This window comes from Arthrobacter sp. BE255 (assembly GCF_031457335.1).
Taxonomy (GTDB): Bacteria; Actinomycetota; Actinomycetes; order Actinomycetales; family Micrococcaceae; genus Arthrobacter.
Window position 1 is genome coordinate 15,377 of the sequence record NZ_JAVDWK010000022.1, and the last position, 11,854, is coordinate 27,230.

Below are 11,854 nucleotides of genomic sequence, written 5' to 3' on the forward strand. Positions count from 1 at the left end.
TTCCCGCCTGCCGCCGTCGGAACAGTGCTACCCCAACGTGGCGAGCTGCGCGGCCCTGACGGCGTCGGTCTGTGCTTGGACCAGCAGGAAGTGCGCCGACCGCAGGTAGTACTGGGCCGAGTCGCCCCGTTCCAGTGATCGGCCGGCGCGTGCCACCAGGAGGGCTTTGGAGAGGGTGCTCAGGGCCTCGCCGGTCTGCACCCGGACCCCGAGGCGTTCGTCGTAGTGCTCCGACGCATCCGCAGCATCAGCCAGGCCGTAAGCCCGGGAGCGGAGGTCGGCGATGCGTGGCGTCCAGGTTGCGGCGGCGTCGCGGGCCAGCTTGTGCGGTTCGTTCCGCAGCTCGGCGAGCACCGCGCTGGCCAGGCCGAAGAGGTGCGGCTTTGCGTCCACCGCCGTCTGGTCGTCCTTGGACTGCCAGGCCGCAAGGGGTATGACGCTGAGGACGAGCGAGTCTTCAACAAAGACGTCATCCAGATTGACCCGGACGGTGCGGCTTCCATCCAGCGCCGCGAGCTGCAGGGGAGTGGCCGTGAACCGTTCGCTGATCGGAACCAGGGCCAGGACCACCTGCTGGCGTTCCGCATCAATGCCCGCAACGAGAAGCACCTCGTTCAGACCCCAGCCGCTGGCCCACGACACGGTGCCGCGGAACCGCCAGCCGCTCTTGGCACGGTGGGCGGCAATGAAGCGCTTCGGATAGTGGCGGACATCACTGAGCGCCGCCCCGGCAAAGATGCGTCCCCGGAGCAGGGCGTCGATCAGGTCGTGACCGGGTTCCCCGTCCTGAAGTGTTGCTTCAACCCGTGCTGCGATCGAGGCGTGCTGCGCCCAGACCAGCCAGGTGTTCAGGCAACCCGCCGCAAGGTGTTCGTGCAGCCGGCGGTCCTCTGCCTTGCCCAGGGCTGCCCCGCCGTATTTCGACGACGCCAGGTGGTTGAGTGCGCCCGCTTCCCGCAGCATGGCGATGATGCCATGCGGTACGCCTTGGCTGTCCGTGACGAGCATCTGGGACTTGAGGGTTGTCCGGGAGATCCTTGCCACCCGGGCCACGAGCGGGTGCAGGTCGGCGGGATCGGCCAGGTTTGAAGGCGCGCCGTGTCCCGCCAGCCCTGCCGCGTCCACGACCCCACCGGCGTGGACCACCGACGCGCTCATGCGGGAACGGTGGAGTAGCGGGCGGCCAGTTCGCGGCCGAGGAATGTGGCCACGGCGGTGGCGCCGGCGTTGCCGGTGGCGGATTCGACGTCGGGGCTGTAGTTGGTGTTCGTGTTGATGTCGTAGGGGATCAGTCGGCCGTCGTCCGTTTCGAAGAATTCGACGCCGGCCACTTCGACGCCCTGGGCCGCGAGGAACGAGCCCAGCCGCACGATCAGGGGGTGGCCCGCGGTGATGTCGTCGCGCTTGACGAACAGCGGCGGCGCGGACGTTGCGCCAGCGGCCGCTGCACCGCCCGCGGTGAAGGTGCCCGCCAGCGCCAGCGCCCCGCCGTCGTTCTGTGCCGGCACCTCGCACGCGGCGGGCGCGAAGCCCTGCTCCGGTATGGCGCAGGCCTCGGCCGGGCACAGTTCGAACGAGCCGCCGGATGTGTCGACGCGGACGGCGTACACGAACTCGCCACCCACGAACTCCGCGCGGCTGATGAACGGCGCCGCGCTTTCGACGAACTCCTGCAGGAGGGTGATGCCGTCAGCCGGCTCCTCGAAGTCGGGCCCGTCTGCATACGCGTCGAAGTCGGCATGCGAATTGAACCGACGCACGCCCAACCCCTTGCCGCCCTGATTGTGCTTGGTGATGAACGGCGTCGGAAATTCCCGTGCCCGGGACTTCAGGTCGCCGCGGCCCACCACCACGGTGGTCCGGGGAACGTCGAAGCCGGCGGCCGCGAGGGCGGCGTATTGCGCGGCCTTGCTGACCTCGAGTTCCACCACGCGGCTGCCGTTGACCACGCGGCGTCCCGAGGCTTCGAGCCAGCGGTACAGTGCCCGCGCGTAGTCCTTCGCCGCGCCGTGGCCGCGGGTGTGTGACGATGCACTGAGCCGCGACCAGAACACACCCTCCGGGGGCTGCGCCGTGAGGTCAATCGATCCGCCGGCCAGGGACCAGTCCGTGTAGGGAAGGCCCGCCGCGTCCAGGGCAGCGTGCAGCGGCGGCAGCCAGTCGTCGTTCTCGTGCAGGATGTGGATGCGCGGACTGTTCACGTTTCTTGCCTCTCCCCGGTGGTGTCTATGGAACGACACTATGGGCGCGGATTTGGTGCTTCCAGTCGGGCGACGCGGTTCGTCAACGCGCGTCACCAGGCCGTCATTCCCGATCATGTTCCGCAACAAACCGGCGGGCTGCGCACTCTCTGATGTTCCGAAACCCCTGAGAAAATCACATCAATGTTGGTACGTTGGACGTACTATTGTACGTGTAGGCGTACAATAGTGTGTCTGGAGGTGTTTTGTGAGATTGCAGAATCCGCTCACTACAATCAGTCCATCACTCGACATGGGCGTGCTCTACGTCCTCGGTCGAGCCGAGGCGGCCTTTACTGCGCCCGGCATTCAGAAGCTCCTCCCGGAGCCCGGTTCCCTCGCCGGGGTCCGCAAGGCGCTGCAGCGGCTCACGGATCAGGGCATAGTCCTAGACGAGGTTGTGGGCAGGACGCACGCTTATAGGCTCAACCGCGAGCATTTGCTGGCGGACGCGATTCTGGCCATGGTCGCAGCCAAGTCGGTTCTCCTCGACCGCATCCGCCGCGAGATTGATTCGTGGGAATTCGTTCCGGCAAGCGTGGTCCTCTTCGGTTCCGCCGCAAGGAACGACATGCGAACCGACAGCGACGTGGATATTTTCATCGCGCTGCCGAATGAAGTCGACGATGACCTGGCCGATGCAAGAATAGCCAGCTTGGCAGCGAAGATAGCGGCCTGGACCGGAAATGATGCCCGGCCACTGGTCTACAGGACAAACGAAATTTCGGCTGCACCGGTTTTCGACTCCATAGCCCGGGACGGATTGAACATAGTGGGCGACGCGGATTGGCTGCGCAACATGGTCCGCAAAAGTAGAGTCGCCTGATGAGAAAGGCAAAGCACCTGGGCACTTTGCTGGCCATGAAGACGCGCGCCGGCTACGGCTACAGCCCGGTCAGTGGGGAGCAGTTGAAGAGGGCCGTACGGGCCATGGACGCCCTGATACTCACCGCCCAGTCATAGCTACTCAGGTAAAAGTAGCTGGCATCTAAACGTCGCGAAGCACGCGAATGACGACGTTAGATGCTAGTTAGTTGGGCGGGGACGGCCCGCAAGGGTGCCGTCAGCGCCTCGGTGAGTCCCGCCGTCGTGCGGCATAAGCGAACAGCGACGTGGTGGCCACCGTGGCCAGGTACCCGGCGATCACGATGAGGGCGATGCCCGCCCAGAAGTAGTTGGTGGTGCTGGTTTCCTGGGCCGGGCCGGGCGCTATCCTGGCCAGCGAATACACCGCGACGCCGGCCGCCGCCAGGCCGATCACCACCGGCAGGGTCAGCCAGATTTTCGCCGACCCCACATGCTTGCCGAAACCGTCCCACACATTCCAGGCTCCGTCGTGCCGCAGGATCAGCCAGCCGGCGGGGATCATAAACGCGCCCACCAGCAGGAACGCGGCCACCACGTCGGCGGGCCGGTGCCACTGGTTGATCAGCGTGGACACGCCCGACGCAATCGCGAAAGTGCCGCCCACAAAACCTGCCATCGGGCGCCAGCGCGGCGACGCCATCAGGAACACCGCCGCGGCCGCGGACGCAGCCAGCGTGGTGTGCCCGGACGGCAGCGAATTGAGCTCCAGCGTGACCACGCCCTTGTCCGGGCGGGCCGGCAGCACGTCCTTGAGCACCTGGGTGGCCACATTCGCGCCGATGCACGCGGCCACGGCGATCCCCGCGGCAGTCCAGCGGCGCCGGATCACGGTGACAAACAGGACCACGACGGCGGCCATCACCAGGGAGATGGTGGGCAGCCAGTCGAGGAACTCGGTGGCTGCCTTGCCGGCGGGGCCGTGGATGTCGACGGCTTCAACCAGGGCGGACTCGTCGATGAACTGGCCCGTGGTGGTCTGGACAAAGTAGTAGTACGTGGCAATGAGTCCCACGATGCAGGCCAGCGTGGCGAAGGCGAACATGAAGCCGGTGCCCGGGGCGGGGCGCAGCTGGGTCCGGGCCGGGGCCTGTCGTGAAAAGGTCATCGGTTAAGGGTGTCACAGAAAACTGGGAGCGCGCTTCACCCAGCTGGGGGCGGCTGGACCGGGGCGAGGCGGGGGAGGCTCGCCGCCGCGATCAGCAGCGCGAGGGCTCCGAGGCCAAACGGCAGGGCTGTCAACGTGGCGACCCCGCCCACCAGCAGCGGCCCGCCGGCGTCGCCCAACTCCCGGCCGAGTTCGGCGGAGCCCATGGTGCGGCCCATCCGCTCCGGCGGCGTGGTGTCCGCCAGGTGCGCGAAGCCGAGGGGCGTGGCCGCGCCAACCCCGACGCCGATCGCCGCCGCGGCGAAAAAGACGGTGACCGGTCCCGGGGCGACCGCCAGCAGTGCGACGCCTGCCGCGATGAGGAGGAGTCCCGCCGTCGTGCCCTTGTTGTCGGTGATGCCGTTCCGGTCGCGCAGCCTGCCGATCCGCGGCTGGGTCAGCACAGAACCGAGCGCCAGCAGGCTGACGGCGGCCGTGCCCGCGACAGCGTCCAGGCCGTGCCGGGTGGCCAGCGCCGGGAGGAATCCGACGGCGGCACCTAGCGCGGCCGTCGACGCTGCCAGTACCAGCGTGGGGACCAGGAACCGGCGCTCGCCCACCTGGCGCGCGAGGTCCAGCACGGTGTAGCGCTGGCGGGGGAGCGGTTCCAGGTGCGGCACCGCCAGCAGCACCCACAGTGCCGTGGCCGCCGCGAGTGCCGACAGCGTGCCGAACAGCAGGGCGAACCCGCCGGCCCAGATCAGGCCTGCCCCCAGCAGCGGGCCGGTAATGTAGCCCAGGCTCTTCCAGGACCCGTACCTGCCGAAGTACGTGCCGGCCTTTCCGCCTCGCGCCATCCGGGCCACCATGGCAGACGACGCCGGCGAGAACGCGGACGCTGCCGCGCCCTGCCCCAGCCGGGCCAGCGCGAGCATCAGCGGGTCGGCCGCCCAGAGGCCGATCAGCGACAGGGCGGCGAACCCCACGAGCCCGCCGACGACGACGGGTTTGGCGCCTATCCGGTCGCTCAGGGCGCCGAAAACGGGCTTGAGGAAGACTTCGGAGACGTCGTACAGGGCCAGGAGGATGCCCAGGTTGAGCAGCGTCAGGCCGATGTTTTCGCTCTGTGCGCCCAGGCCCGCGGCGATGCTGTGCGCCCCGAACGCGGTGACGAATCCTGCCGCGTACAGGGGGCTTGAAGCGGGGCGCGCGGCGAGGCGGGTGGGAGTTGTCACACCGTGGAGTGTAACAAGGTCCTGCCACTGCAACGCGGGGTCACTTCCGGCCCAATGATCATGGTTTATCGGGCCGGAAGTGACCCCGCGTTGCTTTAGACGGGGGCTGTCAGGCCAGGGTCGCCGCGAGCTCCTCGATGATCTCGAACTGCTCGCGCACGCCGCCTTCCATGCCGGACTGCGCAATCATGTCCCGGACTTCCTTGCTGCCCGCGTCGGTGCGGATCCGGACCGTGGTGGCGCCGCCGTCGGCCTCTTCAAAGGTGACCGTGTTGACCACGGCGCCCTCCTCGCTGTCCGTCGGCACGCCCGGCATCTCCATGACCTCCGTGTTGACGATCCGCTCGTTGGGCACAATCTCCCGGTACGTGCCGTGGAAGCCCACCTCGAATTCGCCGTGCGCCACCATGACGTACCGCCACGCGCCGCCCACCCGGAAGTCCATCTCCGCCACCGTCATCTCGCCGCGCCGGCCCGGCCACCACTTCTTGACGAGTTCGGGCGTGGTCCAGGCCCTGTAGACGAGGTGCCGGGGTGCGTTGAGGGTGCGGGTGATCAGGATTTCCTCGTCACTGGGGAAAGTGACGTCCATGGTGCTGCTGCTTGCCTGTGCCATTGCCCTGCTCCTTCTCTTAGTTTTCCTGCTCTTTGAGGTCCTCCAGCACGTCCTCCAGGAGATCGAAGCGCTCCTCCCAGAGGTGCTGGTAGCTGGCAACCCAGTCGTGGATGGGCTTCAGCGCCTGCGGATTCAGCCGGTAGACCCGCTGCCGGCCTTCGTCGCGCACGTCCACCGCACCCACCTCGCGCAGCACGCGCAGGTGCCGCGACACGTGCGGCTGGGCCAGGCCGAGGATTTCCACGAGTTCGTTGACCGGCCGTTCGCGTTGGGCGAGGGCGTCCAGGATTTCCCGACGGCGGGGCTCGGCCACCGCGTTGAACGTATCCGCTGTTGTTGCTGCCCGTGCCATGCAGCAATTATATATCCATATTGATATGCATTGGAAGGGCGGGTGCGGGATTGCGCATTTGCAGTATTCACAAATTTGTGAATCTGAGTAATGTTCGAAGTATGGAAACCATCATCCAGACCGTTGATTTGCACAAGCACTTCGGCAGGGTCCGGGCCCTTGACGGACTCAACCTTGACGTCCAGCGGGGGGAGATCCACGGGTTCCTCGGCCCCAATGGCGCCGGCAAATCCACCACCCTCCGCGTCCTGCTGGGCCTGGCGAAGGCCACGTCCGGCACGGCCGGCGTCCTGGGCCTTGACCCGTGGACGCAGTCCGTGGAACTGCACCGCCGCCTGGCCTACGTCCCCGGCGACGTGCGGCTCTGGCCCAACCTGTCCGGCGGCGAAACCATCGACCTGCTTTCGCGCCTCCGGGGCGGCACGTCCGGCCGGACCGCGGAGGGCAGGGACTACCGGCAGCGCAAGGCACGCCTCTGCGAAGCCTTCGACTTCGACCCCGGCAAGAAAGGCCGCGCCTATTCCAAGGGCAACCGGCAGAAGGTGGCGCTGATCGCCGCCCTGGCCACGGACGCCGAGCTGTACCTGTTCGACGAGCCCACCAGCGGCCTTGACCCGCTCATGGAGGCGGTCTTCCGCGCGGAGACGCTCGCCGCCGTCGAACGCGGTGCCACCGTGCTCCTCTCCAGCCACATCCTCTCCGAGGTGGAAGTGCTGTGCCACCGCGTGAGCATCATCCGCGCCGGGAAGGTGGTGGACGGCGGAACGCTTGACTCGCTGCGCCACCTCACCCGCACCGAGGTTTCCTTCGCGGCTGACGGACTGGACACCCGCGCCCTGGGTGAGCTGGCCGCCGTCCATGACCTGACGGCCGACGGCGGCAGGATCAGGTTTGGTGCCGACTCGGACCGGATCGCCGAGGTGCTTCCGGCACTTGGTTCCCTGGGCGTGCAGGGACTGACCATCACGCCGCCGTCGCTGGAGGAGCTGTTCCTGCGCCACTACGGTGACACATCCGTGGCCGACGGGGCGGCCGGGGGAGAGCCCGAGCACGCCCGGCACCGGCACCTGCTGGGTACGAGGGGTCTTGGCTAAGATGGCCGCGCTCCGGATCCTGTGGGGCCAGCGGCTGCGGCGTGACCGCTGGCAGCTGGCCATCTGGGTGCTGGGCATCGGCGCCCTGGCCCTTTTCTCCGCAACCGCCATCCACCAGACCTACGGCGAGGATTCCAGCCGCGCCGAGATCCTGCAGGTGGCCATCGCCACCCCGGCCATCCTGATGCTCCGCGGCCTGGCCCGCGGGGCGGGCATCGGCGCCTTCACGTTCTTCCAGATCTTCTCCTTCCTGGCCCTGCTGGCCGGCATGATGAGCACCTTCCTGGCCGTGCGCCACTCACGGGCCGAGGAGGAAACCGGGAGCGCCGAGCTGATCGCCTCCACCCCGGCCGGGCGCCTGACTCCGGCCGTGGCCACACTGATACACGGCACCGCAGCCAACGTCCTGGTGGCCCTGGCGGTGTTCGCCGGCTTCACGGCGGCGGGGCTCGATCCTGCCGGTGCCCGGGTAGCGGGAGCCGCTGTTGGCGCCGTCGGGCTGGCCTTCCTGGGCGTGGGCCTCCTCGTGGCGCAGCTGATGGGGACCTCCCGCGGCGCGAACGGGTTCTCCGCGGCGCTCGTTGTCCTCGCGTACATCCTGCGGGGCATCGGGGACGCCACCGGCACGCCCGACGCCGGCGGAACGGTGATGACGGCGGGCCCGGCCAGCTGGTTCTCACCGATCGGCTGGGGCCAGCAGACGTTCGCCTTCACCGGCGACCGGTGGTGGCCGCTGCTCCTGCCGCTGGCGCTCGCCGCCGTAAGCCTCGGAGCCGCCTGGGCCCTCCTGGAACGGCGGGACAGCGGCGCGAGCGTCTGGGGAGCGCTGCCCGGCAGGGCCACAGCGCGCCCCGGACTGAACAGCCCCTTTACACTCGCCGTCCGGCTGCAGGCCGGCTCAATCGTCGGCTGGAGCCTGGGCGGGCTGGCCACGGGACTCCTGACAGGCTCGCTGGCGGGCGCGATCGCCAACGCGGACCTTGCCAGCAGCAACGTCACGGCTGCCCTGCGCGCGATGCTGCAGTCCCAGGGCGTGTCCCTGACCCAGCTCCTGGTCTCCGTGCTGTTCTCGATCGCCGGTATCCTGGCCGCCGCCTGCGGACTCCAGGCCATCCTCCGGCTCCGCCAGGAGGAGGCGGCAGGCACCGCCGAACTCCTGCTCGCCGCCCCGGTCAGCAGGATCCGCTGGCTCGCCGGCTACCTGGTGCTGGGCACGGCGTCGGTGGTGCTTGTCCTGTTCCTGACGGGGCTGGGCGCCTGGGCTTCCCTGACCGGATCGGGCGACACCTCCATGGACGGCTGGGCCGTGTGGGAGACCGCCGCGGCGCAGCTTCCCGCCGCACTGATCTACCTCGCTGTCCCGGCGCTGGTGTTCGTCCTCTGGCCCGCGGCCACCATCCCAGTGGGGTGGGCGCTCCTGGCAGCCGGTGTGGTCACGGGGATCTTCGGCGGCATGGTGGGCATGGACCAGAGCATCCGCGACCTCTCGCCGTTCACCCACACCCCGGTGCCCAACGGTTCGACGACGGACTGGAGCGGCGCGTGGTGGATGCTCGCCATCGCAGTCCTCGCCGCCGTCGTCGCCGTCACTGGCATGCGGCGGCGGGAAACGGGGACGGCATGAGGGCCGGGGAAGCTGAGATCAACGCCGCGGCCGAAAAGGCCGCGGCGGCCTTCGCGGCGGCCGGCTTCCCCAAGATGCCTGCCAGGGCACTGATGGCGCTGGTCTCATCCGAGGACGGAAGCCTCACGGCGGCCGAGCTTGCGGAGAGGCTGGGAGTGAGCGCCGCAGCGGTGTCCGGCGCCGTCCGGTACCTGCAGACCGTGGGGTTCGTCCACCGGGTCTCCCAGCCCGGCAGCCGCCGCGACCTGTACGCCCTTTACGACGACGAGTGGTACGTCGTCTCGATGCGGAAGAGCCCCATCTACCAAAGCCTCGCAGCCCTGACGGACGCGACGGCCGAGGCCTTGCCGGCAGGATCCGCCGCCCGTTCCCGGGTGACGGAAATGGGCAGCTTCTACCGATTCCTCGCTGCCAGGATGCCGGCCCTCCTGGATGACTGGGAGCATCAACGGGCGGGCGGTTCCCGCGGGGTTCCGTCCGGCGAAGTCCTGACCGGCGAAGTCCAGGCTGGCGAAGTTCTGTCCAAAGGAGGCGCGGCATGACCATTATCGACAACGCGGTGTACGTGGACGGGCTGCGGACAGCGGATCCCGAAGGCCTCGACGAGACGTACTTCGTCCTCAGGCAGCGCGAGGGAATGGCGTGGATCGGCATGTACCGGCCGGACGCCGTCGAACTCCGGTCCGTGGCCGAGGAGTTCGACCTCAACTCCCTGGCCGTGGAGGATGCGCTCGCCGGGCACCAGCGCGCCAAACTTGAGCATTACGGCGAGTGCGTCTTTCTGGTGCTGCGGCCCGCCCGCTACCTGGACGACGTGGAGAAGGTGGATTTCGGCGAGATCCACGTGTTCGTCGGCGCCGACTACGTGGTCACGGTCCGGCACGCGGAATCCCCGGACCTGGCAAGGGTCCGGCGCCGGATGGAGGCCATGCCCGAGTTCCTCGCCCTGGGTCCCGATGCGGTGCTATATGGCATCCTCGACCAGGTGGTGGACGAGTACGAGCCCGTCGCGGCCGGCCTGGAGAACGACGTCGACGAGATCGAGGACGACCTCTTCGGCGCCGACCCGGACGTCTCCCGCCGGATCTACGAACTCTCCCGCCAGGTCATCACGTTCCAGCGCGCCACCAGCCCACTGGTGGGGATCCTGCAGGTCCTGATGACCGGGACACCGGAACGCACGCCCGGGCCGGAACTGCAGGACCACTTCCGGGACGTGCTGGACCACGTGCTGCGGCTCAACGAACGGGTGGCGTCCTTCCGGGCCCTGCTGCAGAACGCACTGGCGGTCAACACGGCCCTCGTGGCGCAGCGGCAGAACGACGAGATGCGCAAGCTCACCGAATCCAGCTTCGCCCAGAGCGAGCAGGTCAAACGGATCTCGTCCTGGGCCGCCATCCTCTTCGCGCCCACCCTCGTGGGCACCATCTACGGCATGAACTTCACGGACATGCCCGAGCTCAACTGGGTGTTCGGCTACCCCTTTGCCCTGGGCCTGATGCTGGCCATGGGGCTGGTCCTCTACTGGACGTTCAAGCACAACAAGTGGATCTAGCCGCCGGGGCCGCAGCGACGCCTGTCCGCAGCGCCGCCGGTAGGCTGAAGGGCATGCCTGCCTCCGTCCCGTCCAACTTCCCTGCCCTGGACGAACTGCTCGCGTCCGCGCACGTGGTCAGCCTGCCCATGCGGGTGAAGTTCCGCGGCATCATGGAGCGTGAGGCCCTGCTGCTGCACGGCCCCGCGGGCTGGGGCGAGTTCTGCCCGTTCCCCGAATACGACGACGCCGAGGCCTCCCGCTGGCTCGCCGCCGCCGTCGAGGCCGGCTGGCACGGCTTCCCCGCGCCGCTGCGGTCCGTCATTCCGGTGAACGCCACCGTGCCTGCTGTTTCGGCGGACCGGGTGCCGGAGGTGCTGGCCCGGTTCGGCCGGGTGGATGCGGTCAAGGTCAAGGTGGCCGAACGCGGACAGACTCTCGACGACGACGCCGCCCGTGTTGCCGCCGTCCGGGCCGCCCTGCCGGACGCCGCCATCCGCGTGGACGCCAACGGGGGATGGGACGTACCCACGGCCGTGGAGGCACTGACCCGGCTCGCCGCCGTCGGACTTGAATACGCCGAACAGCCGGTCCCCACCATAGAGGGCCTCGCCGACGTGCGCTCGCAGCTGCGCGCCGCGGGCACCCCGGTGCTGATCGCGGCCGACGAGAGCGTGCGCAAGGAATCCGACCCCCTCCGCGTGGCTCGGGCCGGGGCGGCCGACCTGCTGGTGGTGAAGGTGGCGCCGCTCGGGGGAGTGCGGCGCGCCCTGGACATTGTGGCGCAGGCCGGGCTGCCCGCCGTCGTCAGTTCCGCGCTGGACACCTCCGTGGGCATCCGCGCCGGACTGGCGTTGGCGGCTTCGCTGCCGGAGCTGCCGTACGCGTGCGGGCTGGGGACGGTGTCCCTGTTCGAGTCGGACATCACGCTGGATCCGCTGGTGGCCGACGACGGCGCCATCCGCCTCCGCGACGTCGCCGCCGACGCCGGGCTGCTGGAGCGATATGCGGCTCCCGCGGACCGCCGGGACTGGTGGCTGGCCCGCCTGGCAAGGGTCCACGCCCTGCTGGCTTCCGGCTAGCCCGCCCGATAACCCCTGACCCACCCCCCTTCCAGGACGCTCGTTACCTTCTTCGTAGCCCCTTTCTGGTGCAGGATGTGGGGTGTGCTGGCCTGCCGGTCCCGGCATGATTGCGACGCTCTGTTG

General features: G+C 68.8%; 13 protein-coding genes. 7 read left to right on the forward strand and 6 right to left on the reverse strand.

Annotated elements, in window-relative coordinates; all coding sequences use genetic code 11:
* Nucleotides 1–27: 27 nt before the first annotated feature.
* Nucleotides 28–1,158: an acyl-CoA dehydrogenase family protein gene (locus J2X42_RS22945; RefSeq protein WP_310168412.1), complete on the reverse strand. Its 1,131-nt coding sequence runs from the start codon at nucleotides 1,156–1,158 to the stop codon at nucleotides 28–30.
* Entirely contained in the window at nucleotides 1,155–2,201 is a 1,047-nt protein-coding gene (locus J2X42_RS22950; protein WP_310168413.1) for an alpha-L-glutamate ligase, read from the reverse strand. The genes J2X42_RS22945 and J2X42_RS22950 overlap by 4 nt, the downstream gene beginning before the upstream one ends.
* 292 nt (nucleotides 2,202–2,493) lie before the next feature.
* Here J2X42_RS22950 and J2X42_RS22955 point away from each other — a divergent pair, with 292 nt between their 5' ends.
* Complete coding sequence (locus J2X42_RS22955; RefSeq protein ID WP_310168415.1) at nucleotides 2,494–3,066, forward strand: nucleotidyltransferase domain-containing protein; 573 nt, start codon at nucleotides 2,494–2,496, stop codon at nucleotides 3,064–3,066.
* Nucleotides 3,066–3,203 (forward strand): hypothetical protein, encoded by a 138-nt coding sequence (locus tag J2X42_RS22960; protein WP_310168417.1) that lies wholly within the window; start codon nucleotides 3,066–3,068, stop codon nucleotides 3,201–3,203. The genes J2X42_RS22955 and J2X42_RS22960 overlap by 1 nt, the downstream gene beginning before the upstream one ends.
* A 100-nt stretch (nucleotides 3,204–3,303) precedes the next feature.
* Here the strand turns inward: J2X42_RS22960 and J2X42_RS22965 are convergent, their stop codons facing one another.
* From J2X42_RS22965 to J2X42_RS22980, 4 genes are all read right to left on the reverse strand, one after another.
* Nucleotides 3,304–4,212 (reverse strand): phosphatase PAP2 family protein, encoded by a 909-nt coding sequence (locus J2X42_RS22965; protein ID WP_310168419.1) that lies wholly within the window; start codon nucleotides 4,210–4,212, stop codon nucleotides 3,304–3,306.
* Nucleotides 4,213–4,247: 35 nt separating this feature from the next.
* A complete protein-coding gene (locus J2X42_RS22970) occupies nucleotides 4,248–5,426 on the reverse strand; it encodes an MFS transporter (RefSeq protein WP_310168421.1) in 1,179 nt (392 codons plus the stop codon).
* Between the two features lie 109 nt (nucleotides 5,427–5,535).
* Nucleotides 5,536–6,042 carry an SRPBCC family protein gene (locus tag J2X42_RS22975; protein WP_310168425.1) on the reverse strand — a complete coding sequence of 169 codons (507 nt, stop codon included), beginning with the start codon at nucleotides 6,040–6,042 and terminating at the stop codon, nucleotides 5,536–5,538.
* A gap of 16 nt (nucleotides 6,043–6,058) precedes the next feature.
* Complete coding sequence (locus J2X42_RS22980) at nucleotides 6,059–6,394, reverse strand: helix-turn-helix transcriptional regulator (protein ID WP_131131164.1); 336 nt, start codon at nucleotides 6,392–6,394, stop codon at nucleotides 6,059–6,061.
* A gap of 101 nt (nucleotides 6,395–6,495) precedes the next feature.
* On the opposite strand from J2X42_RS22980, the gene J2X42_RS22985 reads away from it, so the two are divergent.
* Genes J2X42_RS22985 through J2X42_RS23005 form a run of 5 tightly spaced genes read left to right on the forward strand, consistent with a single transcriptional unit; the run spans nucleotide 6,496 to nucleotide 11,728 of the window.
* Complete coding sequence (locus tag J2X42_RS22985) at nucleotides 6,496–7,488, forward strand: ABC transporter ATP-binding protein (RefSeq protein ID WP_310168428.1); 993 nt, start codon at nucleotides 6,496–6,498, stop codon at nucleotides 7,486–7,488.
* Nucleotide 7,489: 1 nt separating this feature from the next.
* A complete protein-coding gene (locus J2X42_RS22990) occupies nucleotides 7,490–9,112 on the forward strand; it encodes an ABC transporter permease subunit (RefSeq protein WP_310168432.1) in 1,623 nt (540 codons plus the stop codon).
* The gene (locus J2X42_RS22995) at nucleotides 9,109–9,654 is read left to right on the forward strand and encodes a MarR family transcriptional regulator (protein WP_310168429.1); all 546 of its coding nucleotides are present in this window, start codon (nucleotides 9,109–9,111) and stop codon (nucleotides 9,652–9,654) included. Before J2X42_RS22990 ends, J2X42_RS22995 begins: the two co-directional genes overlap by 4 nt.
* On the forward strand, nucleotides 9,651–10,667 hold the full coding sequence (locus J2X42_RS23000; protein WP_310168430.1) for a magnesium and cobalt transport protein CorA: 1,017 nt from the start codon (nucleotides 9,651–9,653) through the stop codon (nucleotides 10,665–10,667). Before J2X42_RS22995 ends, J2X42_RS23000 begins: the two co-directional genes overlap by 4 nt.
* Nucleotides 10,668–10,720: 53 nt before the next feature.
* Complete coding sequence (locus tag J2X42_RS23005; protein ID WP_310168431.1) at nucleotides 10,721–11,728, forward strand: o-succinylbenzoate synthase; 1,008 nt, start codon at nucleotides 10,721–10,723, stop codon at nucleotides 11,726–11,728.
* Nucleotides 11,729–11,854: the final 126 nt, after the last annotated feature.